Source organism: Enterococcus sp. DIV0546 (genome assembly GCF_051712785.1).
Classification (GTDB): domain Bacteria; phylum Bacillota; class Bacilli; order Lactobacillales; family Enterococcaceae; genus Enterococcus; species Enterococcus faecalis.
Genome location: NZ_JBIOPO010000001.1, coordinates 115,710 through 140,576, shown reverse-complemented (window position 1 = coordinate 140,576; position 24,867 = coordinate 115,710). Strand labels below are relative to the sequence as shown.

The 24,867-nt window shown below is 37.5% G+C and carries 22 protein-coding genes and 1 pseudogene; 10 read left to right on the top strand and 13 right to left on the bottom strand.

Features of this window, described 5'->3' with window-relative positions; all coding sequences use genetic code 11:
- Positions 1-72: 72 nt before the first annotated feature.
- From IGJ24_RS00610 to IGJ24_RS00585, 6 genes are all read right to left on the bottom strand, one after another.
- On the bottom strand, positions 73-1,158 hold the full coding sequence (locus IGJ24_RS00610) for a BMP family lipoprotein (RefSeq protein ID WP_002356169.1): 1,086 nt from the start codon (positions 1,156-1,158) through the stop codon (positions 73-75).
- Positions 1,159-1,211: 53 nt separating this feature from the next.
- A complete protein-coding gene (locus IGJ24_RS00605; RefSeq protein WP_195478156.1) occupies positions 1,212-2,285 on the bottom strand; it encodes a BMP family lipoprotein in 1,074 nt (357 codons plus the stop codon).
- Positions 2,286-2,380: 95 nt separating this feature from the next.
- Positions 2,381-2,845, bottom strand: a complete 465-nt coding sequence (locus tag IGJ24_RS00600; RefSeq protein ID WP_002387503.1) for a cytidine deaminase — start codon at positions 2,843-2,845, stop codon at positions 2,381-2,383.
- Positions 2,814-3,476 carry a deoxyribose-phosphate aldolase gene (gene deoC / locus IGJ24_RS00595; protein ID WP_002356166.1) on the bottom strand — a complete coding sequence of 221 codons (663 nt, stop codon included), beginning with the start codon at positions 3,474-3,476 and terminating at the stop codon, positions 2,814-2,816. Before deoC ends, IGJ24_RS00600 begins: the two co-directional genes overlap by 32 nt.
- 27 nt (positions 3,477-3,503) lie before the next feature.
- Positions 3,504-4,805, bottom strand: coding sequence for a pyrimidine-nucleoside phosphorylase (locus IGJ24_RS00590; RefSeq protein ID WP_002368572.1), 1,302 nt, complete (start codon positions 4,803-4,805; stop codon positions 3,504-3,506).
- 140 nt (positions 4,806-4,945) lie between these two features.
- Complete coding sequence (locus IGJ24_RS00585) at positions 4,946-5,953, bottom strand: substrate-binding domain-containing protein (protein ID WP_002356164.1); 1,008 nt, start codon at positions 5,951-5,953, stop codon at positions 4,946-4,948.
- 141 nt (positions 5,954-6,094) lie between these two features.
- On the opposite strand from IGJ24_RS00585, the gene add reads away from it, so the two are divergent.
- A complete protein-coding gene (add, locus tag IGJ24_RS00580; protein ID WP_002356163.1) occupies positions 6,095-7,126 on the top strand; it encodes an adenosine deaminase in 1,032 nt (343 codons plus the stop codon).
- Positions 7,127-7,158: 32 nt separating this feature from the next.
- Here add and IGJ24_RS00575 read toward each other — a convergent pair whose 3' ends face one another.
- Positions 7,159-7,767 (bottom strand): class I SAM-dependent methyltransferase, encoded by a 609-nt coding sequence (locus IGJ24_RS00575; protein ID WP_002356162.1) that lies wholly within the window; start codon positions 7,765-7,767, stop codon positions 7,159-7,161.
- Between the two features lie 14 nt (positions 7,768-7,781).
- Complete coding sequence (locus tag IGJ24_RS00570; protein ID WP_002397673.1) at positions 7,782-8,369, bottom strand: SGNH/GDSL hydrolase family protein; 588 nt, start codon at positions 8,367-8,369, stop codon at positions 7,782-7,784.
- 154 nt (positions 8,370-8,523) lie between these two features.
- Here IGJ24_RS00570 and coaA point away from each other — a divergent pair, with 154 nt between their 5' ends.
- Both coaA and guaA read left to right on the top strand, forming a co-directional pair.
- Complete coding sequence (gene coaA, locus IGJ24_RS00565; RefSeq protein WP_002356160.1) at positions 8,524-9,447, top strand: type I pantothenate kinase; 924 nt, start codon at positions 8,524-8,526, stop codon at positions 9,445-9,447.
- 193 nt (positions 9,448-9,640) lie between these two features.
- Positions 9,641-11,203 (top strand): glutamine-hydrolyzing GMP synthase, encoded by a 1,563-nt coding sequence (gene guaA / locus IGJ24_RS00560; RefSeq protein ID WP_002356158.1) that lies wholly within the window; start codon positions 9,641-9,643, stop codon positions 11,201-11,203.
- Positions 11,204-11,360: 157 nt separating this feature from the next.
- Here guaA and IGJ24_RS00555 read toward each other — a convergent pair whose 3' ends face one another.
- On the bottom strand, positions 11,361-11,624 hold the full coding sequence (locus IGJ24_RS00555; RefSeq protein ID WP_289865775.1) for a hypothetical protein: 264 nt from the start codon (positions 11,622-11,624) through the stop codon (positions 11,361-11,363).
- A gap of 814 nt (positions 11,625-12,438) precedes the next feature.
- Between IGJ24_RS00555 and IGJ24_RS00550 the strand changes: the two genes are divergently transcribed.
- Complete coding sequence (locus tag IGJ24_RS00550; protein WP_438775342.1) at positions 12,439-14,127, top strand: AAA family ATPase; 1,689 nt, start codon at positions 12,439-12,441, stop codon at positions 14,125-14,127.
- 13 nt (positions 14,128-14,140) lie between these two features.
- Entirely contained in the window at positions 14,141-15,013 is an 873-nt protein-coding gene (locus IGJ24_RS00545; RefSeq protein WP_129194140.1) for a DNA adenine methylase, read from the top strand.
- A 57-nt stretch (positions 15,014-15,070) separates the two neighbouring features.
- On the opposite strand, the gene IGJ24_RS00540 is transcribed toward IGJ24_RS00545, so the two are convergent.
- Together IGJ24_RS00540 and IGJ24_RS00535 are read right to left on the bottom strand one after the other, a co-directional pair.
- Complete coding sequence (locus IGJ24_RS00540) at positions 15,071-16,627, bottom strand: hypothetical protein (RefSeq protein ID WP_438775341.1); 1,557 nt, start codon at positions 16,625-16,627, stop codon at positions 15,071-15,073.
- A 153-nt stretch (positions 16,628-16,780) separates the two neighbouring features.
- Positions 16,781-17,413, bottom strand: a complete 633-nt coding sequence (locus IGJ24_RS00535; protein ID WP_231415210.1) for a hypothetical protein — start codon at positions 17,411-17,413, stop codon at positions 16,781-16,783.
- A 195-nt stretch (positions 17,414-17,608) separates the two neighbouring features.
- Between IGJ24_RS00535 and IGJ24_RS00530 the strand changes: the two genes are divergently transcribed.
- The 5 genes and pseudogenes from IGJ24_RS00530 to IGJ24_RS00510 all read left to right on the top strand — a co-directional run bounded on the left by IGJ24_RS00530 (position 17,609) and on the right by IGJ24_RS00510 (position 20,757).
- Positions 17,609-17,809, top strand: coding sequence for a DUF3173 domain-containing protein (locus tag IGJ24_RS00530; protein WP_080280324.1), 201 nt, complete (start codon positions 17,609-17,611; stop codon positions 17,807-17,809).
- Positions 17,810-17,811: 2 nt separating this feature from the next.
- Positions 17,812-19,023: pseudogene (locus tag IGJ24_RS00525) on the top strand (tyrosine-type recombinase/integrase).
- Positions 19,024-19,261: 238 nt separating this feature from the next.
- On the top strand, positions 19,262-19,603 hold the full coding sequence (locus IGJ24_RS00520) for a hypothetical protein (RefSeq protein ID WP_025189278.1): 342 nt from the start codon (positions 19,262-19,264) through the stop codon (positions 19,601-19,603).
- A 150-nt stretch (positions 19,604-19,753) separates the two neighbouring features.
- The gene (locus tag IGJ24_RS00515) at positions 19,754-20,299 is read left to right on the top strand and encodes an ATP:cob(I)alamin adenosyltransferase (RefSeq protein WP_002397682.1); all 546 of its coding nucleotides are present in this window, start codon (positions 19,754-19,756) and stop codon (positions 20,297-20,299) included.
- Between the two features lie 14 nt (positions 20,300-20,313).
- Complete coding sequence (locus tag IGJ24_RS00510) at positions 20,314-20,757, top strand: MepB family protein (RefSeq protein WP_061100598.1); 444 nt, start codon at positions 20,314-20,316, stop codon at positions 20,755-20,757.
- 49 nt (positions 20,758-20,806) lie between these two features.
- Here the strand turns inward: IGJ24_RS00510 and IGJ24_RS00505 are convergent, their stop codons facing one another.
- Together IGJ24_RS00505 and IGJ24_RS00500 are read right to left on the bottom strand one after the other, a co-directional pair.
- Positions 20,807-22,075, bottom strand: a complete 1,269-nt coding sequence (locus IGJ24_RS00505; protein WP_438775340.1) for a RidA family protein — start codon at positions 22,073-22,075, stop codon at positions 20,807-20,809.
- 284 nt (positions 22,076-22,359) lie between these two features.
- Positions 22,360-24,867: an EndoS/ChiA family endoglycosidase gene (locus IGJ24_RS00500; RefSeq protein WP_010819687.1), complete on the bottom strand. Its 2,508-nt coding sequence runs from the start codon at positions 24,865-24,867 to the stop codon at positions 22,360-22,362.

Below are 24,867 nucleotides of genomic sequence, written 5' to 3'. Positions count from 1 at the left end.
TCGCTGCCAAGGACCACTTCATTTTTAGAAGGAACACTAATGAGCCCTTCTTTTTTCATTTAGGAGCTTAAATTATTCTGGTTTTTCTGGGACTTTTACGTCACCTGAGATTACTTTATCTTTTGCTGTTTTAACAGCTTCTTTTGTTTTGTCGTTTAAATAGCCGTCTGTTAAGTCAACGCCACCATCTTTTAATCCATAAACTAAATGTTCGCCACCAGGGAATTTGTCTTCTAACGCACGGTTGGCAATATCTTGAACCGCTGTGCCGACACCTTTAAGGGTTGAAGTTAACGTGAAGTTGTCTTCTTTGCCGTCTTTTGTTTTGTACTTGCCATCAGCATCTTGATCGCGGTCAACACCGATTACCCAAACTTTGTCGCCAGAACCTGATTCATTCAAGTCTTTTGCTTCTTGGAAGACCCCTTGTCCAGTCGCACCAGAAGCATGGAAGATGATATCAACGCCGTTTTGGTACATTGCAGCAGCTAAAGCTTTCCCTTTGGCAGGATCAGCAAATGAAGCCGCATATTTTGTATCAACAGTAATTTCTTTACCTAATTCTTTCGCAGCATCAGCCACACCTTTTTCAAAACCAGCTTGGAAACGGTCAATTACGACCCCTTCTTCACCACCAACAAAACCGACTTTGTTCGTTTTTGTTTCGTTTGCAGCAGCAACACCGGCTAAGTAAGCTGCTTCATTATCTCTAAATGTTGCAGAAACGACATTCTTTTTGCCATCGATTTGATCATCGATTAAAACAAAGTTTGTATCAGGGTTGGCATCTGCTGCAGAAGAAATTGCATCTTTTAGCAAGTAGCCAATACCAAAGATTGTGTTGAATTTACTTGATACCGCTTGGTCAATATTCGTTGTATAGTCAGCTGCATCATTCGATTGAATATATGCATACCCTTTTGAACCTTCTGGTAAATCATGTTCTTTACCCCAAGCTTGCAATCCTTCCCAAGAAGATTGGTTAAACGACTTGTCATCCACGCCGCCTGTATCTGTAATGATTACAGCACTATGCGCTGCATCCCCTTTGCCACCGCCGCTTTCAGCGGTTTTACCTTTGCCACCACCACATGCTGCAAGTGAAACTGATAAACCTAATGCAATCAAACTAAAACCGAATAATTTTGCTTTTTTCATTTCTGTAAAGCCTCCTAAAAATAGTTTAATGTATTTAAACAACTAAGTTGTTTCTAAGGTTGGTCTGGGACTTTTACGTCACCAGAGATGATTTGTTCTTTGGCTTCTTTAACTGCCGTTTTGGCTTGATCGCTTAGGGCTTCTGTTGTTAAATCAACACCGCCATCTTTCAATCCATAAGTTAAATGTTCGCCGCCAGGGAATTTATCTTCTAATGCAAGATCAGAGATTTTTTTCACAGCAATATTTACACCTTTAATGGTTGAAGCTAACGTTAAGTTATCATCCTTGCCATCTTTGGTTGTATATTTACCGTCTTCGTTTTGGTCACGGTCAACACCAATCACCCAAACTTTATCTTTTGAACCTGTTTCATTTAGCGCTTTGGCTTCTTGGAAGATTCCTTGTCCTGTAGTCGCCGCTGCGTGATAAATAATGTCGGCACCTGCTTGATACATAGAAGAAGCTAAGGCCCGTCCTTTTGAAGCGTCTGCAAATGTCCCTGCATAAGTAGACGTAATTTGAATATCTTTGCCTAATTTTTTGCCAGCGTCTGCTACACCTTTTTCAAAACCAGCTTGGAAACGGCCAATAACAGGTCCTTCAACCCCGCCGATAAATCCTACTTTGTTGGTTTTCGTAGTGTTAGCTGCTGCCACACCTGCTAAATACGCAGATTCATTATCTCTAAATGTTGCAGAAGCGACGTTGTTTTTCCCATTAACTGTATCGTCGATTAGAACGAAATTCGTTTCTGGGTTGGCGTCCGCTGCATCTACTACTGCATTTTTTAGTAAATAGCCAATGCCAAAAATCGTTTTAAATTGACTTGAAATGGCTTGGTCAATGTTTGATGTATAATCAGATGCTTCATTTGATTGAATATACGCATACCCTTGAGGTCCTTCTGGAAGTTTGTGCTCTTTGCCCCACTCTTGCATTCCTTCCCACGCAGATTGGTTAAAAGATTTGTCATCAATGCCGGCTGTATCTGTGACCATTACGACACTATGTTGTGGATCACCTTTTGTGTTGGCGTTCTTTTTGCTATTGCTGCCACATGCAGCTAACCCAATGGTTAAGGCAACTGCTGCCAATCCTAGACCTAAAAATTTTGCTTGTTTCACTTTCCGAAAAGCCCCCTACTATTTTATCTATTATTTCATTCGCATTTATGCTATTGAAATCTACTTTGAGCCCAACGAAACCTTATGTCCTTTTTTTAAAAATCTTTATCTGTAAATGAATAGGGCAATAATGCCTCAACTGTCATTGTTTTAGTCGCGCCATCTTTACCAACTAGCGTGACCGGCATTTGTGGATCAAAGAATTCAGCCATTACTTGACGACAAGCGCCACATGGAGAAATGGGTGCCTCTGTATTACCTGCTACAACTAAATGTTGGAAGGTCCGTTCATCTTCTGAAATGGCTTTAAAAATCGCCGTTCTTTCTGCACAATTTGTTAAACCAAAGGAGGCATTTTCAATGTTGACTCCTTGATACATTTTCCCGTCTGCAGTCACTAAGCAAGCGCCCACAGGAAAGTTAGAATACGGTACATAGGCGTGTGCCAATGCTTCTACGGCACAATCAAGCCATTCTTGTTTTACTGTCATCTTTTTCGCCACACCTTCGTTTAATTTGAAATACGAATTAATACCCTTCGCCAGTTGCGCCAGAAACAATTGCTACACCCGTACTTGCACCGATGCGTGTTGCCCCAGCTTCAATCATTGCTAACGCTTCTTCTGCATTATGCACGCCACCAGAAGCCTTAACGCCCATGTCAGGACCAACTGTCTCACGCATTAAACGAATGTCTGCTACTTTAGCGCCGCCTGTTGAGAAGCCAGTAGATGTTTTAACGAAATCGGCCCCTGCTTCTTTGGCTAATTCACAAGCTTTAACTTTTTCTTCGTCTGTTAATAATGCTGTTTCAATAATCACTTTGACTAACGCTTTTCCTTTGGCTGCATCTACTACGCCTTGAATGTCTTGACGTACGTAATCGTATTGTTGTGATTTTAATGCACCAATATTAATCACCATATCCACTTCATTCGCACCATTTTTAATTGCATCAGCTGCTTCGTATGCTTTAACTTCTGGTGTATTTGCCCCCAAAGGAAAGCCAATAACGGTACACACAGCGACGTCGGTATCTGCTAATTGCTCGCTAGCAAAAGCGACCCAACAAGGATTGATACATACAGAGAAGAAGTTGTACTCTTTAGCTTCGTCAATAATTTTTTGGACAGCGGCTTCTGTCGCTTCTGGTTTCAAAATAGTGTGGTCAATCATGCGGTTTAATTCCATGATGAGAATTCCTCTTTTCTTTTTGTTTTATTCCGTAATAATATCGTGAATCAAAATAGGCTCTTCGCCGGTTGGTCCAATTTCAATGTTTTTATAAAGCAATTGTTCAACTTCTGTCACGTCTTCACGATTGGCGTAAATGGTCAATAATGATTCGCCTTTTTCAACTGGGCTCCCCACTTTTTTGTGAAGTTTCAAGCCAACTGCAAAATCAATCGTATCTTCTTTCGTAGCACGACCAGCGCCCAGCAACATTGCGGCAACGCCAATTTCATTGGCAACGATTTTTTGTACCACGCCTGTTTCTTTGGCAGGTAAATCAAATTGATAAATCGCGGTTAATAATTTTTCTGGCTGGTCAACAACGGAACTGTCGCCGCCTTGATTTTCAATCATTTCTTTAAATTTTGCGAGCGCTCGACCGCTTGTTAAAGCTTCTTCTAATAAAGCCCGTGCTTCGTCTAACGTCTCGGCTTTTTTAGCTAAAACGACCATCTGACTTCCTAAGACATAGCACATCTCCACTAAATCTTCTGGCCCATTTCCTTGCAAGGTCTCGATTGCTTCAACGATTTCTAAACTATTTCCGATGGCCTCCCCTAAAGGTTGTGACATGTCTGAAATTACTGCCATCGTTTGGCGATTTGCCAGTTTTCCAATGCGAACCATTGTTTCCGCTAATCGACGAGCACTTGCTAGGTCTTTCATAAAGGCCCCTTCACCAGTAGTCACGTCTAAGACAATCGCATCTGCCCCTGCGGCAATTTTTTTACTCATAATGGAACTTGCAATTAATGGAATTGAGTCAACAGTGGCGGTCACATCACGTAACGCATAAAGTTTTTTGTCTGCTGGTGCTAGATCACCTGACTGACCAATCACTGCCACTTTTGTATCGTTCACCAATTGAATAAAACGTTCTTCTGTCAATTCAACTTTAAAACCAGGAATCGCTTCTAATTTATCCAACGTACCGCCCGTGTAGCCTAAGCCACGACCAGACATTTTTGCTACATTGACCCCGACACTAGCAACTAATGGCGCTAAAATAAGCGTCGTAGTGTCGCCTACGCCACCTGTAGAATGCTTGTCGACTTTGATTCCTTCTATAGAAGAAAGATCCACAATTTCGCCTGAATGGACCATTGCTAACGTCATTTGTGTAATTTCTTCGTCTGTCATATCTTGGTAAAAAACAGCCATTAAAAAGGCACTTACCTGATAATCTGGAATTGAACCATCTGTGTATCCGTTGATAATAAATTGAATTTCTTCGCTTGTTAGTTGATGCCCGTCACGTTTCTTTTCAATAATGTCTACCATTCTCATGAATTCGTTCCCTCCGATTTCCCGATAATGTATTATACAACAAAATCGTTCAGCTTTAAACCATTTAGTAAACCAGTTTACTATTATTTTTTTCTTGTGAAAACGCAAACAACACGAACATTCCATTTCTAAGCTGTTTTTTAAATCGGTTTTGTGCTTTTTCTAGCAATAAACGTCGCATCAAAAACTTTATTTGGAACTTTCCCTGTTGGATCTGCAATAGCTTCCACCAAAAATTTTGCTGCATAATAGCCAATATCAAAACTCGGCTGATAGACGGTTGTTAAACTCGGCACCAAATATTCGGAAATTTCCAAGCCATCAAAGCCAACCACCGAAATATCGTCAGGAATTTTCTTGCCCGCTTCTTCAATGGCTTGATAAGCTCCCATCGCCATTTCATCATTGCCACAAAAAATTGCTGTGATTTCTTCATTTTTCAAAACTTCTTTCGCCGCAGCATAGCCGCCATGCAAGTTCAATTCCCCAGCACAAACATAATGCGGACGAAAAGGTAAATTGTTGTCCTGTAACGCATGCTGATACGCCGTCACTCGTTCCGTCAAACGATAATAGCCGGCACTTTCACGCAACATGCCAATATGCTGATGCCCTTGTTGAATTAAATGATGGACCGCTTGATAAGCACCTTCGTACTCTTTAACGATTAATCGTCCACTATCTCGTGGATTAATCCCACGATCGACAAGAATGACAGGAATCGGATGTTCTCGTCGGTCTTTTAAAATATGATTTTCTGGCAAAACATTCGGCGTGGCAAAAATAATGCCATCCACCGACCGATGAATCAACTCGCTAACATATTGCATCGCTTGCTCGGAATCATGCTTTGAATTGCATAACAAAATCATGTAGCCTAACGAATTTAAATATGTTTCCACACCTTCAATCACTTTTGAGAAAAAGAAATCCGTCACATCTGGCACAATCATACCAATGGTTTTGGAATGACGGTTGATTACATTCGAAGCAAAGTAATCTGGCTTGTAATGATTTTCAGCGACTACCGCCAACACCTTGTTGCGGGTTTTTTCACTGAAACGACTCCCTTTATTATTCAGAATTTGTGAGACGGTTGTGACAGAAACACCAGCCATATCAGCAATTTCTTTAATCGTTAGTTTCATCGCGCCCCTCCCAACGTCTCCTTTTGCATTGACAGACATTTGTAGACGTGTTACAGTCTTCAAAATACTTATCGAATCTTTTACATTTTAACAAAAAAAAGACAAAAGAAATAGACTAAAAAGATTAAAAAACAAAAGAAAATGGAGGCTATTTTTTTCATGGAAGAATCCCGTGTCCGTCAATTACCAAAAATCGAGCTGCACTGTCACTTAGATGGGTCGATTCGACCAACCACTTTACGCACCATTGCTGAAAAACAAAACATTCCATTACCCCAAGACGAACAAGCCTTGAAAGAGTTAGTGGTTGCCCCTGAAAAATGCACCGATTTGAATGATTATTTAACTCGGTTTGACTTCGTGCTAACCTGTCTACAAACGGCCGAAGCTTTGCAAGCAGCGGCGTATGACGTGATTAGCCAAGCTGCCGAAGATGGCGTGGCTTACATAGAGGTGCGTTTTGCGCCTTCGCAACATACAGAAAAAGGCTTACGGTTACCTGAAATCGTGACCGCTGTTTTAACTGGCTTAAAACAAGGCGAAGAAGATTTTGGTGTAAAAAGCAATGCACTGTTATGCGGCATGCGGCATGACCAACAACAAGCCATAGAAAAAATCGTTCACTTAGCGCATGATTTCAGAGAGACAGGCGTTGTCGGCTTTGATTTAGCTGGCAATGAAGTCGATTTCCCTCCATACACATTTGAAGACGTATTAGCTTTAGCCAACCAATTGTCAATTCCATTAACACTCCACGCTGGGGAATGCGGCTGTGGCAAAAATGTCGCTGATGCTGTCACTTTAGGTGCTACTCGGATTGGTCACGGTATTGCTTTGAAAGATACACCCGAATACTTGGCGCTCTTAAAAGAAAAAAAGGTTCTTTTAGAAATGTGTCCAACTAGCAACTTCCAAACAGGCACCGTCAAAACATTGGCTGAATACCCTTTTCAACAATTTATAGAGGCTGGCTTAGCCGTCTGCATCAATACCGATAATCGCACTGTTTCAGATACTACGTTAACGAAAGAATTCATGAAATTGGCCACTTGGTATCAATTAAGTTATGACGAAATGAAGCAACTCACTAAAAATGCGCTTGCAGGTGCTTTTTTATCGCCAGACGAAAAAAAACTGTTGAACCAAAAAATTGATCAAGCATATCTATTCTAAAAAAGAACCTCCACTAAAGTGGAGGTTCTTTTTTACTCTGCTTCTTTAACACTTCGTAAAATATAATAGCCTTTGTCTTTTGTCACAATTTCAACATTACCAAATACTTCAGCCATTTTCTTTTCTGCACTAGGTGCACCTTGTTTCTTTTGAATAACCACCGTTAGTGTGCCTCCAACTTTCAACAACGGAAAAGCCCCTGTTAAAATGCCATGGACAACTTTTTTGCCTGCACGAATGGGCGGATTGCTAACAATCGCCGCGTAGGTCGTTTCGTTTAAGGTTTCATACACATTGGAAGAATGGATATCCACAGTAGTAATTTGGTTACGTTGGGCGTTCATTTGAGCTAGCCCAACCGCCCGTTGGTTGACATCCACCATTTCCACCAGTCGACCAGTCGCCGCTGCTAAGGACAACCCAATTGGTCCATAGCCACAACCAACATCTAACAAACGGCCTGCTGGTAAATTTTCCCATTCAAAGGCATCAATCAACACACGAGAACCATAATCCACTGTTCCTCTTGAGAAGACCCCACTATCGGTCGTAAACTGAAAGGTTCGACCACGTAATGGAAAAGACCAGCTTTCTAAATCATGTGCTAATTCTGGATTTTCTGTATAATAATGATTCGCCATTTTGTTCTTCCTATCTATGCTTGTTTTGGTTTTAGTCTACCTTTTATTTCTCGAACAATCAAGGCACCTAATAATTCATAGCCCACTTGTGAAAAATGCAAACCATCCGCTTGTAAAAATTCATCCGTTCCAGGATAAACAGTCATCGCTTTATACAAATCAATAACTGGCAAGTTATGTGCCGCTCCGACTTCTTGTGCAACCTTGACCAATTCCTTGATACACGTTTGTGGACGTTCTGGACGTCTGCCACTATCCGCATATGGTGGCGTAATTAAAATCACCTTTTCTGAACCAATTTCGTGAATCATTGTTTCAAGGTTTTCTCTAAACGTGGCTACTGTTATATTTCGATCCAGTGACGCATCATTGGCGCCAAAGAAAATCACCACCTCATCAGGTTTCTCAATTAGCACTTCTTTATTTAATCGTTTTAAACCATCTTCTGTTGTATCGCCAGGCATTCCAGCATTAATGACAGCCACTTCTTCTAGACCCATCGCAGCAATATCCCGTTTTACTAAGTCAACAAGAACAGGTGAGACAGCTTCGTCTAAATAACCAGCAGTAATGCTATCACCAAATAATACAATTTTTCTCATGGCTTTTCCCCTCTTTTCTAACAGTTTTCTCTTTTCATGATACCATTTTCATCATAAATTGGCGAAGAAGGGAATTCTTTTGTAAAATCCTGTGTTTCCCTTGTGAAATTATGGTAAAATGTACAAAGATTGAACAGGGTTTGGTGGAGGAACAATGGACGATAAAATGAATTACTACCCAATTTCCAGAGAAGAATGGCATGGGTTTTATCATGACGGCAAAGCACCGTTAACCGAAGCAGAATTGGATAACATTAAAAGTGTGAACGACCAAATTTCACTAAAAGATGTACAAGAAATTTATGTACCCTTAACGCATCTTATTCATTTGTACATGAAAGAATTTGAATCACTAACACTTAGCAAAGGATTATTCCTACATGAATATGTCTCTGTACCACCATTCATCATTGGAATTGCCGGCAGTGTCGCCGTTGGTAAAAGCACCACCGCTCGTCTTTTGCAAAGAATTCTGGCCCGAACGTTTAAACGAAGAAACGTTCAACTCATTACAACGGATGGATTTTTGTATCCCAATAAAGTGTTAGAAGAACAGGGAATTATGGACCGAAAAGGGTTTCCTGAAAGTTATGACATGGAGAAGCTAATTAATTTCTTAAACGAAGTCAAAAGCGGCAAAGACGAAATTAAAGCACCCGTCTATTCTCACAGTGTCTACGATGTTATCGAAGGCGAATATGAGTTGATTCAACAACCAGATATTTTGATTGTTGAAGGCATTAACACATTACAGTTACCCGCCAATCAACAAATTTATGTGAGTGATTTTTTTGATTTTTCTATTTTTGTGGATGCCGATCCAGCCTTAATTGAAAAATGGTACTTAGAACGTTTTGGGGCCTTATTAGATACGGCTTTCTTAGATCCTAATAATTATTATTACCAATATGCAATTGGCAAACGAGAAGATGCTTTCGCCATGGCACGGAATGTTTGGAAAACCGTGAACTTGCCGAACTTGGAGGAATATATCTTGCCAACGCGCGGACGTGCGGACATTATTTTGCATAAAACGGAAAATCATTTGATTGACCAAATCTATCTACGTAAATATTAAGGGTTGACGAGCTAAGAAATATCCTGTATCTTTTGTAGAAATATCCTTGAAAATTTTCAGCAGAATGCATGACTTTCAAGGAGTAAAATGTTTTAATAAGTATAGCTAGACAAAGAAGAGTACGGAACAAAAGTGAACCACTTTTTAACCGCCTTTTCTTTAGATAAATTTAAATGGATAAGGGGTAATAGACGTGACTAACGTTGCCGATTTGACATCTGTCGAAAAAATTATTGTTTTAGACTTTGGTAGTCAGTTTAACCAATTGATTACTCGTCGTATTCGTGAATTTGGCGTATTCTCTGAGTTATTAAGCCACCGAACTACGGCAGAAGAAATTCGCAAAATCGCGCCTAAAGGAATCATCTTCTCAGGTGGACCAAACAGCGTGTATGACAAAGATGCTTTTAGCATTGATCCAGAAATTTATGAGTTAGGAATTCCCATTCTTGGCATCTGCTACGGTATGCAATTAATGACTCATAACTTAGGCGGAAAAGTAGAACCTGCCGCAAACCGGGAATACGGAAAAGCAGAATTAGAAATCCTTGGTGATGCGACATTATTCCAAGGAACACCTGCGAAACAAACCGTTTGGATGAGCCACGGTGATTTAGTAACAGAAATCGCTCCTGGATTCGAAAAAGTTGGGACAAGCAATGATTGTCCAATCGCTTCTATCGAAGATGCCAACCGCAAATTCTACGGCGTACAATTTCACCCAGAAGTTCGTCATTCAGAATATGGTAACGACTTATTACGTCACTTTGCTTTTGATGTTTGTGGCTGTACTGGTGACTGGAGCATGGAAAACTTCATCGATATGGAAGTCGCTAAAATCCGTGAACAAGTAGGCGATAAAAAAGTCTTACTTGGTTTATCAGGTGGCGTTGACTCAAGCGTTGTCGGTGTGCTTTTACAAAAAGCTATTGGCGACCAATTAACTTGTATCTTCGTTGACCATGGATTATTACGTAAAGGTGAAGCGGAACAAGTAATGGAAAGTTTAGGCGGTAAATTTGGCTTAAACATTATTAAAGTAGATGCGAAAGAACGCTTCTTAAGCAAATTAGCAGGCGTTTCTGACCCTGAACAAAAACGTAAAATCATCGGTAACGAATTTGTGTATGTTTTTGATGACGAAGCAACTAAACTTGCCGGGGAAGAAGGCGTTTCATTCCTAGCACAAGGAACTCTTTACACAGACGTCATCGAATCTGGTACAGAAACCGCGCAAACAATTAAATCACATCACAACGTTGGTGGGCTTCCTGAAGACATGCAATTTGAATTAATTGAACCTTTAAATACATTATTCAAAGACGAAGTTCGTGCCTTAGGAACTGAACTTGGCATGCCTGATGCAATCGTTTGGCGCCAACCATTCCCAGGACCAGGCTTAGGTATTCGTGTGCTTGGTGAAATTACAGAAGATAAATTACAAATCGTTCGTGATTCAGATGCTATCCTACGTGAAGAAATCGCAGCAGCTGGCTTAGATCGTGACATTTGGCAGTACTTTACTGTCTTACCTGGCATCCGCTCAGTAGGCGTTATGGGCGATGGCCGTACCTACGATTACACAGTCGGCATCCGTGCTGTGACTTCTATCGATGGCATGACCGCTGACTTTGCCCGTATCCCTTGGGATGTTTTACAAAAAATCTCTGTGCGCATCGTGAACGAAGTTGCACATGTAAACCGTATCGTGTACGATATTACTTCAAAACCACCTGCAACTGTGGAGTGGGAATAAAGAGCCAACATAATATGAATGGGGAATACCGACAAATCAACGTTTTTCAACTTTTGAAATGCTTGATTTTCATTGAAAATGATATGGTTCCCTACCATTTTCCCTACCAAAATAAAACCCTGCTAAGATGATTCTTGGCAGGGAATTTTTTTGTATTTTAAAATTCTTTTTCATCCATATGGTGTACAGCATTTATCTCTTTCATTAACTCTACTAATACTTTTTTATTCTTTTTCAATTGCTCAGAAGCACCATTTTCTTCAGAGATTTTATCTAGTACACTGCCTATGTTAAAGACATTTCTAGTCACATTTAAATTATATTGATATTTTTTCTTTCCATCTTCTTCTATCATAATTCTATGAGAAGGCGGCCATAGTACCACACTACTATAAAAATATTCCAAGTAAAATTTAGCCATGCAACTAGATTAATCCCGTAATCTGAATAAAGATCTTTAATAAACTTCTTGGATTTTTGTGATAGTTTGTATTGCGAAATTGATAGTCCACAATTTTTGTCACATATTTTATAGTAATCTTTAGCAAAAGCTAACAACTCAAATGGATAATCGCTCAAAATTTTGTATTTGCCAGTCATTTTTGTATACAAATCATATGACAATCTTTCCCAATCCTTTGTGTCTGAGATTAACAAAAAAAAATCCGTACTATCAAGTATTTTAGTTATTTGTCGGTTCATTTTAACATCATATTTTGTGAAAATGTTTATGAGCCATCTTTGAGTGTCTTCGCTGTATAATTCAATTTCGTATTGGTAATTAACATTTCGCCTTAACTCTTTCGTTCGGCTTTTCTTTGACCTTCTTCCAAAAGCTTATAGTAATCAAATATATAGTCTATCAATTTATGGATATTTTCCTCTTTATTTTTCCAGTATGTTTCATCAAAGCCATTGTGAAGGTTTTAAATTGAATGAAAGCTCAACTAGCTCTTGGGTACTTAATTCATTAAAGTTTGTTGTTCTTATTCGATTGTTAAACATATTAGAGGTTGTTAGTTGCTTCTTTAGAGTTTTTTCTGTTGTTACTGCCATTATTCATCATTCCTTTTCTATTTATTCATGAATCATTTTGGCAAGCCACGCTTGCTTATCCAAATTAGAAAATGACCATCGCAGAAACTTATGTTAGATGATATAATCAAATTATGGTAGTTAAATCACAACAAATAGATTAAAATTTTATTAACTAGGTGCAGGAGAGTGAAATTTCAATGACAGATTTTTTTGATAAAAAGCATTATGGATTGATAGATAATAAACATATGGCAATCAATGATATTTATGGAATCGACATAGAAAATTTCCCTCTTTTTAAAAATCAAAAACTCAATCTGGGTCAGGAAATGACTGTTGTTTCTGGTAGAAATGGTACTATGAAATCCACTCTCCTTGGATTGCTGGCTCAACCATACAGAACTGAACACAAAGACTTGTATGGAAATCGGATGCAAACAAAATTTAGTGATGTTTTCAAACTGTCTTCAGAAAAAGATAGAGATGACTATATATACCATATTCGATTAAATGTAGACGGAGATTTGAAACTGAAGGAACCTATTCCTTTATATTTCCAGCCTGGAAATCCAAATTCCAAAACTAGTAAAAAAGACAGACACCGATTAGTTCCAAGTGGAAGACAGCAAGGTGACGGATATTTTACTCTTCCATCAGTTTATATAAATTTGAAAAGACTCTACCCTTTAATAGATTCTGGCGAAATAAAGTCTGTTTCGATAGAATATGACATGGCTGAAAAAAAATTCATTAGCAGCCTTTATCAACAGGTTCTATTAAGAGAGGATTTTGATAATTTTGAAAAATACTCAACTAATATCAGTAGAATAAGCAAAAATCCTTATGGTCCAGAAAACTCTTACTATGATGTTAATTCAATTTCGTCTGGTGAAGATAACTTAAGTACATTTGCTGATGTTTTAGTATCATTTATGAGAATTTTCAGCGCTAATAAAAAGAATAAATACAATGGTCTAACTGGAATATTAGCTATTGATGAATTTGAAGCTAGCCTCCATCCAATTGCACAAATGAATCTATTTAATTTTTTGTTCGATTGGTCAAGAAAATATAAAGTTAAAATAATTTTAAATACTCATTCGCTTTTTTTGATTCAAAATATCTATCTATCCCAAAAAGAACGTTTGGAACATAAAAGGATAATCATAAATTTTATCGCTTCTCAGTTTGAAGAAGATAACATTTTAAGCATTTATGAGAACCCTCCTTATAATTTAGCCTATAGTGAATTGACACTATCTGATTACACCGAAAACAGTAATTTAGCTAAAGTCAAAATCCTCTGTGAAGATGAAGTTGCCGAGTTATTACTAAAGAGAGTTATAAAAACACAGAAGATTCTCTCACAAATAAATTTTTCTCATGTAGTTAATGATGATAATCCTGGAACTAGCTACACATTATTGACAAATTTATGTAAAAGCTTTCCCAATATTCTTAATGAAACGATGTCCATGGTAGTACTTGATGCGGATATTGACTGCCAAACAGTTAAAGTTGGGAAATTTCCACACGTTCTCAATCTTCCTTCTCTTTATGATGGTTTACCCTTTGAAAAAGAGCTCATAAAATATATACTTACTTTAGATGGTAGTAATGCTTTTTTCAAAAAATTCAAGAAGCAAAAAGAAATGTTTAAACAATCTTTTACTCGATATAAAGTACCACTGAATGTAGAAAATTATAAAGATGAAGATATCAAACCTTTTAAAAATTGGTATGATGCTAATAAAAATGATGCTAAAAAGTATCTTACCTATTACGTGAATGACAATAGAGAATTATTTAATGATTTTTTGAAACATCTTTTACAACATGTCAATGATATAAGGACAAAAAATGGATTTACAAAAATAGAAGATTAGAGGTGAATTATATATGCCACACACAAAGTCTCCACTTAGGTATCCTGGTGGAAAAACTCAGTTATATAGATTTGTTAAATCTATTATGGATTTAAATAATATTAATGGAACATATATTGAAGCATACTCAGGTGGTTTTGGAATAGGTGTTGAACTTCTCTTAAACGAGGATGTTGAACGCGTTGTGATAAATGATTATGATAAGTCAATTTACTCAGTATGGTATTCAATTCTACATCATACAGATGCTCTTATTTCTTTGATTGAACAAACTCCAATTACTATAGAAGAATGGCGTAGGCAAAAAGATATAAATATCAATTATAAAAATTACAGAAATAGCTTGGAAAACGGTTTTTCCACATTATTTTTAAACCGAACAAATCGAAGTGGAATTATAAATGCTGGTCCAATTGGTGGCTATCAACAGAACAGCAATTACAAATTAGATTGCAGATTTAATAAGACAGGATTAATAAAAAAGATACGTATGATTGCTGATAAAAAAGATAGAATAGATTTATTTCAATTAGATGCAGTTCAGCTAATTGACCGGATTCCAGAAAGATATGATTGTGAGACTAGCTTCATTTTCTTTGATCCACCATACTATATACAAGGTAAAAATTTATATACGAATTTTTACACTCATAAAGATCATGAAAAATTAGCTATTAAAATTTCAAATCTAGAACAGTACTATTGGATTACAACTTACGACTACACTCCTCAAATACAAGATATTTATAATCAATTTGATAACAAAGCTTGCACATACGAATTATTATATTCTGCACAAAATAAGCGAAAAGCTACAGAATTTCTTTTTGCAAGCGAAAAAACAAATTTGATATCTGCTGACAAAGTCAAATTATCTCCCATATAAAATGAAAAACAGAGGTGGTATATTCACTATCAAGGATAGGTCTATATCACTTCTGTTTTATATCAGAAAATCATTAATAAACTCGTTAATATTAATGAATTCAGCAAAATAGACAGGAAAAATAAATGTTTCTTCAAATAAAGATATTTTAGAGTATTTATTTTTTATCTTCCTAGGAAGTCCTTTATCAATATTTTCTAAAGCGTAGTTCACCATACTGTTACCCATTACAGTGTTCATACATTTTAGATAATGATCTACTAATAGGATTGGGGAGGGCAATTTAACTGTTGTACCCAATCCTATTGAATAATTAGTTAAAGTGAAATAGTTGATCTTTTTCGGTTTTTTGCAAGAAAATCTTTCACCAAAGCATTCTTCAAGAATACTAGCTGAAATAAATTCCCTAGCTTTAATATTTTGTTCCAATGCTTTACTTATATTGCTTTTATCTAACTTTATAATTTCTTGGGGGCTATCAATCGGGATTTTAAACTTTAGTTCAATCACTTGTAGATCCTCTTGAAACGGATTATAAACTAACAAATCTACTCCTGGAAGAGCTTTTTTTCCTTCGGCAATAAGAACGTTTTTTGGTAAATTATTTTTCAGATACTCAATTTGCTGCTTTTCAAATTTCTTTTGTTCACTCGAAAATTTTTTACTATTTTTTACATTTAAGAGTCTAAATATATTTGAGTCTAATCTTTGTAACATAAAAAAACTAGGCAAAAAAAATAACTGATTATTGATTGGTACAAAATACGAAAGTGAAATGTCAGAGCGACTATTTGAAAAGTCAAAAGTTAAAAATTCTAGTATATTTGAAACTACTTGCTTCTTAAGAATAGTATTCTCAGTTATTAAGTTTGTCCACTCTACTAAGCTTTTGTTTATAAATCCTGATTGGTTAACTATAATCACATTATTCATTAGTTCATCAACCGCAATTCTATTTAAAAACGTTGTAAATGCTTTATAATCTTCTAAATTAAAACCATCAAATTGAATATCTGCATTAGTTTGAAACATCTTCTCATGTGTAATATCCATTGCTTCATGATAATCTATAAATTCACTTCTACTAACGTCAGCTATAATACTTTTTGTTTCAAGGTTCTTAAAGAAAACATCGTATGTAATATTGTATTTCACACTGTCTCCATTAACATAATTGAAATTTAAATCACCGTTTTTTTTGATAGACAGTTTCACAATATCTTTAGCATGAAAAGATTCATATTTTTTATACAAGGATAGCTTGTATGCAGATGCCATTAAAGGAAGAAATTCATCTACTGTAATTGATACGTTTTCATCTATTATTTCATTATTAATCAAATTTATACCTTTAAATATTTCAAAGAGAGCGCACTGAAAAAAATCAATAAGTTCAAATGAAGGAAAATCTAAACCTAGAATTTTCTTAAATTTATTCTCGTCCAGCATAATTAATCTGTGTACCGAACCGATTTTTTTAAAGATGATTTCAGCCGCTTGCTCATTGGATAATTTAAATAGTTTATGATCATAAAGTTCTTTTTCCATAGCCTGACGCTTTTCGTAGAGCATAGAACTGTTAGCTGCCTTATTATATTTCCCCATTATAATCATCGTCTCCTCCATAAAACTAATTATCATAATTATATCACAAATTATTTGACACTAATTTTGTTGGTATCCTGTTTATCTATTTCCTTACAAATTACTAGCTATCTCATCCAACCTCTTATTCAACTCCACCAACTGCTCAAAATAAGCATCTGTTCAATTAATCAACAAATCATCTGTACTTTTACTATGCTGCTTAATAAAGCTTGCAGTCTGTTGCAGCTCACCTGCTCTCGCTTCTATTGCACTAGATTCCTTAATTAGTCGTTCTTTTGTACGCTCTAACTCCTTGTTTCTATGAACCAACAATTTATTTTGACCCACTAAGCTATAGTAGTTTTTAATCACAACTTTATCTACAAGTTCATTTACATATTCAGTAATATCAGCGATCCCAGCACCATCGATTTTTTCATCTTTATAATTACTGGTTAAATATCCTTCTAAGGACACCTTTATTTCTTTCTTCCATTCATCATTCACAAAAAGATTGATTGGCTCTTCTTGAATCTTTTTATGCGTATCAGAAAGTGCAAAAGTTCGTACTGCTTCAACTGCTGCATGATTATATAAAGTTGACGGCCTTCCTCTACCACCTGTTTTTTCTTTTTTAGTTTTAGGCTTGCCGACAAATCCAACCTCTTTGTCAAAATCCACTTCTGACATTGCACGTAAAAAAGAGGCCTCTGATATCTTTTTACCATTTTCAGCCAATTCTTCTATTGCTTCATTTGTCGTATACCACGTTTGTTTTAGCTCTTCAATTATCTTTCTTTGTTGTTCATCCATTAAACTTCACCTCCAAAATTAAATAAGCTTGCTATACCAGTCATTGTATCATTTTTTCAGGTATGATAAGAGAAAATCAATCATAGATAATTAAGTTAAGAAGTAAATGCGCACCTATTTCTATGATAGCAACTGCTAGCTACAAAAAAGCAGTGTTAAAAATCAGCTAGCGATTTTTAACCTAAAGGAAATTCTATGTATAAGAAAAATATGGTTTCAAAAACAGACCTTGAAAAATTAGGCTTTAAAACAAATCAATCGGTGACAATTATTCGGCAGGCTAAAATTAAGATGGTAAACGCAGGTTATCCATACTATAATAATAAAAGGGTCGGGGTTGTACCTCGGCATATAGTTGAAGAAATTATCGGTATTCCTCTTGAATTGGAGGAATAACCATGGCGAAAACAAAATATCCTTGTGTGTATCAAGATGCTAAAGGGCGTTTTTCGTATCTAATTGAACTTGGATTAGATAAAGTCACTGGTAAACGGATTCAGAAAAAAGGAACAAAAGACCAGTTAGGGAAACGGTTTAACTCAGCAAAATCAGCGCACCAAGAAGTCATGCGTATTAAAAGTGAATATCTAAAAAGTAATGGTTTTGCCAACTATGATTTAACCTATGAAGAATTTATGGAGCAATCTTACATTCCTATTCCTCATTATCAATCATCTGTGCAACGAAGTACTTGGTCTTCACGAGAATGTGGTCTAAAACAAATCGCTGACCATTTTGCTGATAAGAAATTGCGAGAAATCACTGTACTAGACTGCGAGAACTATCGCATCTGGCTGTTAACCCAAAGTGGCTATTCTCAGACATACAGCTAATTGATGTATGGTATGTTTCGTAAATCGCTAAATTACGCCGTTACTTTGCAGTTCTTGAATGAAAATATTTCTATGAGAACTAAAGCGATTCCTAAAGGAAAATCTGTTGTTGCCTATTGGACAAAGAAGGAATTTGAAAAAGTTCTAGCTGTTGTCTATAAGAATGATTTTTATGAACATATGTGTTTCGTAATGATTTGGCTGTACTACATGACTGGTGTTCGTGTCAGCGAAGGTCTAGCTTTAAACTGGAATGATGTTGATCTAAAGCGAAAGAAGTTACGAGTTCACTACACTTTGGACATGAAGAACCAAAGCGATTTTATTCGCAAACCCTACACTAAAACGGAGAGCGGTATGCGGATCATTTCATTAGATGATGATACCGTTTCAATGCTAACAGAGTGGAAAAAGGTTCAGAAAAATCATGGCGTTGAACAATTTATTTTGAGTTATACAGACTTACCTTTATATCGTTCAACAGTCCAACGTATTATTGAGCGCTATGCTAAACTTGCAAAAGTTCATCCTATCCAAGGAAAAGGATTACGACATTCTCACGTCAGTTACTTAATCAATGAGTTCAATGCAGATATTCTAGTCATATCTCAACAGCTAGCTCATTCTAGCCCCGAAATTACGGTGAAACACTACGCACATCTCTGGAGTCGTAATGATGAGGGAATTGCTGAACAAATGACAGGAAACATCCAAATTACTTTTGAAAAGGAATCAAAAATACCAAATTTTAGTGGAAATCAGGCAGTTAGAATATAACCCTATCATTTCCCTACCAAAACGGAAAAACATAAGGATAAATGTTGTTATAGCAACGTTTATGTAATGTGATTTACGTGAAGTGGGAATAACAATCAACCCGCTAGAAAACCTATTTTATAGGTGTTTCTAGCGGTTTTTTTTATTGATCACCGTTTGGTCACACTTTCCTCCCACCATTCTCCATTTTTCCTTTGCTCCACCGCCCTCAAAGTCCTATAATTTAATCATAAGAATAGTGACTATTAATAAAATTCATCAATTAAAAGGAAGCGATTTCAACATGTCAAAAGAAACTTTTCTTAAGTATGGTTTTGTTGTCCTCTTCATAGGAATTTTTTTACTTCGTGCCCAAAAATTTATTTCTGAGCCCCTTTCGTACCTTTTTTCGGGTATTCTTTTGCTTGTTGTTGCGTATTTAATACTCGTGAAAAAAATGAACTTTTTCTCAAGTTTGCTCACAGTTGCCGACCAGCCTTCTTCTACCCAACAACGATTAGGTCAACTTTCTGGTCTTGTCAGTTTATTGATTGGTTTACTTCTAGTAATTCTTAGCTTCATTTTCTTTCTCCAACTTTGATTCCCCCTTGACTCTCCCTTCACTCTTGGCTATGATTACCTTAGCAAGTACAATGGTGTACTGTGAACAGTCGAGCAACGGCGCTCAAAAAGATTGGCTTTCGTGCATTCTTTTTGAGGGCTTTTTATTTTTAGAAAGTAGGGAAATTGAATGGAAAAAATGTACCGCAGTCCGTATGAAGCGTACCCGTATCTATCTTCTAAACCAGAAGATTTACGATGTGATTTTGAATTAATGACTGATGAATTGGCCTCAATGACAGGTCTTCTACGAGGATATGTGCAACAATTAGACGTCCCTGAACAGCCTGCACTAACAGAAGAACTAGCTAAAATTTGCGAGTTAATCTACCATGTCAATCCAACGACCCGAACAAAATTAACAGTCACAGAGGACGAAATAGCCTGGCTTTTGGAACGTGTCAATGCTATGAATGAACTGACATACGAAGAAAATCGTCCTTTTGTTTTACCGATGGGCACAATCTGTTCCTCTTATGCACACATCTTAAGAGCCAAAGCCAAAGATATTGTTCGTTTACTTTATCGCATGGACTATGGGGGTAAAAAAATTGATCCGCAGCTGTATGATGTAGTCAACTTACTCTCAGGTTACTTTTTCATGTTAGCTTTGTATCTAAATAAGCTCGAAAATGGTGAAGAAGTCCCCTTTGTTTCTCGCAACTATTCTATTTAATTTGGAGGAAGATGATGAATTCATTGCCAATACTTGAAAAAGCAGTGGGCACGATTACCCTGCTTTCCGAAGAAAAACAAAATGCCGAATATGAAGGCTTTTTATGTCAAGTTAATGAATCGCAACAACTTATCCGCAGTCGCTTAGCCAAAAAAACGCCGAAAAAAGAAGGCTATTTTGTAGCCTTCTGGGAAAAAAATCAACAAAATCAGAACGAAGCCTTTGATGCAACGGAAGCCCCTGAAATGTTAGCAATTGTCATTTCTGATCAAGAAAAGCAAGGTCTCTTTCTTCTGCCGAAAGAATGTTTAATCCAACAAAAAATTCTCAAAACGCACCAACAAAAAGGCAAAATGGCAGCCCGTTTTTATCCTTCTTGGTGCCAAAACCTTAATCAAACCGCCAAAAAAACACAAAAATGGCAACTAGCTTACTTTACTGATTTATCTAAATACTAAAAACGTCAGCTGGCTTCAGAAGCCAGCTGACGTTTGTTTCTTCTACTGTTTAACCAATTGGTGGCGTACCTTCTGCGTTCCCAGCAATCGCTTCGATTTGAATCTGAGCACCTTTTGGTAAATCCGTCACACCAATCACTCTTCTTGCAGGCGTGCCTTCAGGGAAGTACGTTTGGTAGACGTCATCTACTGCCGCCAGCTCTTCAATCTCTTTCACAAAAATATTCACTTTCACCAGATCAGCTAAGCTGTGATCCACGCTTTCAATAATCGCTTTGATGTTTTCTAAACATTGCGTCGTTTGTTCCTTGATTCCGCCAGCGACTAACGCATTTGTTTTAGGGTCCAATGGTAGCTGAGCTGATAGATGGTTGTAATGAGAAAAAGCAACAGTTTGTGTCGAAAATGGACACTTCGGTGCGTGATCTGTATTATTTGCTTCAATAATTAATCCATGTCGATCTTCAATCGCTTGTGGTGGCGTACCATCCCCATGAGAAACCACCGCTTCTACTTGCACCGCCGCGCCCATTGGTAAATCAGCAACAGCAATCACTGTTCGTACTGGCATATAATTGACCGTGCGCGCAATTCCTGAATCTGGGAAAAAAGCGGCATATACTTGATTGACAGCTTCCAGCTTAGATAAATCTTTTAAATAAATATTGACCTTCACAATATCATCAAAAGGCACATCAATACTGGTTAAAATGGCTTTTATGTTTTTCAAACATTGTTTTGTTTGCGTTTTAACACAGCCAGCCACAACTCTGCCCGTTTGAGGATCTATAGGCAATTGTGCAGACAGATTGTTATAGTGAGAAAACGCGACCGTTTGACTAGCTAGAGCGTCAATTGGTGCCTGAACAGTCTGATTTGTTAATTTAATTAAATCCCCAGCTTGAGGTGCATTAGGGATAGTTCCTTCCCCATTTGAAACAAGTGCCTCCATTTGAACAGAAGCGCCTAACGGCAAATCTGCGACGGCGACCACTGTTTTAGCTGGATAATAATGGGTAAAAAAGGCCGCATAGACCTCCTCAACTGCGGCAACATCCCGCATATCTTTGACAAAAATGGTCATTCTGACAATGTCACTCATCACATGGTTGATACTTTCAACAACCGCTTGGATATTTTTCAAGCATTGTGTCGCTTGGGCCCGAATGCCACCTTCTACCAATTGTCCAGAGGTTGGCTCAATAGGTAACTGTGTTGACAAATGATTATAGTGGGAAAATGCGACTGTTTGGGCTGCGAGAGGATGCTTTGGTGCACGCTCTGTATTTCTTGCTAAGACGATATTTTCATTACTCATAACTCTACTCCCTTTTTTAGCATTCCAACAAAAATGATTCCGCTTACATTTCCAAGCATTAAACTTCCAACAAGATCCTTTTTATTTTCCTGCTTTTCTATTAATGGTGATAGCTTTCCACCACCACTTCTTTCAGTCTACAATAAGAACAGGAACATTTCAATAAGGCATTCCTAAATTGATTGTTGGCCCTCAAACAAATCTTCTTCCGTTAAAGAAGACTGGCACGAATCAAGCTTGATTCGTGCCAGTCTTTATAGATAACTCGTTAGCTTTAACTAGTTTTATTTAACCACCATATACTCACGATAATTTTCCGAGAACGTATCCATTAGCGTATAAATTCGTTCAAAATCATAGTCACGACTAGGATCATCATACCAAACACATTGAATACTTCCAATAATTGGAAGATTTGGGCTACCTGCTGGCACATCTGTAAATGCTTTTTTCGACATATTTGCTAAAGCATCGTCATATTGATAAATGCCAGAATCAACATTGCCAGCGACCCAATACCACGCATCATTGGTATTAAAAATTTTGTGTCCTTTTTGAACAAAGTACTCAGGTTTGGCTACGTCATATCCGCTCCAACCGGCTGTCCAATAAGAAATAATAATCTCTGGGTCAAATGTACCGAAAGAATCGTCGCTGTTGTAATAAATGCCATCATTGAAGCTCATTGGCTGCATGCCCGCATCTTTAATTATTTTAGCTAAATCATTCGCATAAGCGACAAAATCTTTGTAGCGCCCAGAAGATTGCAGTTTCGCCCAACCGCCTGTATCGACATCATTTGCATACTCATCGCCACCAAAATTGAAAATTTCACTATGCGCGGAAAAATAAGCCACGTACTTACTGATAATCGCCTTTGTGAAATTCACTGCCTTTTGGTTCCCTAAGTCTACTGTTCGTTTTGAGCCATCAAAAGCGGGATTTTTAATCGCTAGTTTTTCCATAGCCACTAACAACGCATCCATATGTCCTGGACTGTTAATCACGGGAATGATGTTGATGTTGCGCGCTTTCGCAAAAGCCAACAACCGATCCATTTCTTTTTGTGTTAACGCGTTGCCATTAGGATCATTGTAATACGCGTTGTTGCCTCGTTGGATTGCTTTTGAAACCCGGTTGTGGTTGTATTTTTTACCATTCACATTGACCGACATATCATCCAAGATAAACCGTAAGCCATCATTTCCTAAAATTAATTGGACATCTGTGTACCCATTTTGACTGGCTTTGGCCACTAATTCTTCCAGTTGCTCCACGGAAAAATATTTTCTTCCCGCATCAATGGAAAAGACACTTTTTAAAGGTTGTGTTTGTTTCTCTTTTAAATTATCCAAAGCTGTTTGGACCTCCGTTTGCCAAGTAGTCACTTGCGCGGCTGTATACGTTTTTCCCGCAAGTTCTGTTGCGACTGTCTCTTTTGTTGTTTGTAGTGCTTGAATCGTTTCTGGTGTATAGCTTTCTGCCTTTTCAATGGCTGTAACTGCTTGATCCAACGCACGATATAAAGTGGTTAAGTCAATGGCTAACAGGCCTTTTTCTAATTCAGCATCATAGGTATTTGAAATCCCTTGTCCATAATCGCCACCTAAAATAGCTTTATTCACATCATAAAGCGTCGTTGCTTGTGTCACTGCTTCTGCGGCTTTATTTTGTGCTTCAAGGTCTGTGTTGGCGTAGCTAATTCGTTTTAAATAGTGTTGCGCAGCCGCTTTCATCTCTGCAAGAGAAACGCCTTTACTCTCTGCAATGGCCGTTTTTGTCCAAAGTAAATTAGAAGGTTTTATCTGATTTAAATCGTCTTCATTATAGGTGCGACCATCGCGATCTAAGGCATAGAGGAACATGCCCCCTAAATTATTTTCATAAGAATAACGAGCTACTTTATACATGTTACTTTCCATATACGGCTCTTTTGTGTCATACCAGCGGTTGCGATCTTGCTCTTCTGGGAAAGTTAATCCTGGAACAAATCGTTCCCCATTGAGAACCGGACTTAAATTATTTAATGCTCGTTGCGTGCGTTGGTCATCGCTACCATACTGTTGATACGCGAGAAAATCGAAACAGTCACTGACATCTTGTAAAGGTGGTAAATATTCTGCATTGGTATCATACAAAAATGGACGATCCGTTCCCGACTTCGGTCCAATGTATTTTGATAATGCACGAATGACACCATTAGATAGAACAATATCTTTTTCACTTGGACGAGTTTCCATGTCAATATCTAACCCATCAATTCCTAAATCATCGACAAATTTGGTTAACAACTCTTTCGCATAAGCATCAAATTCTGCTTCTGTAGGCGTTGTTCCTGCATAAGGAACTTTTAATAGCTCGCTATAATCAATCCCACGAACTAAACGAACACCTCGTGCATGTAATGCTGGCGCATACTCATTTTTTAACGTATCATAAAATGGCTGTGCAAGTGCTTCTTGTCCTTTTGGCACATAACTAAAGACATTCACAATGTCAATACCATAAGGAATATCGTGCATCGTTAGCCAATTTTCATCTGGCAATGTTGTATTAACTCCTTGCATCGTTTTGTCACGCCAAGCCCGATAATAAACCATAAAATGTTTCTCTTGGGTCGGCTCATTGGCTTGGCTGATCATTGGTTGATGAAACAGACTAAATAAGATAAACGCCAAGCCAACCAATAACGAAAGACCCAGCCAACTGACAATTGTTTCTCTGTTTTCTCCTTTTCTTGTCGATAAATTGTTCCCCACTTTGAACACCATTCCTTTCTGCACTCCGTTCAT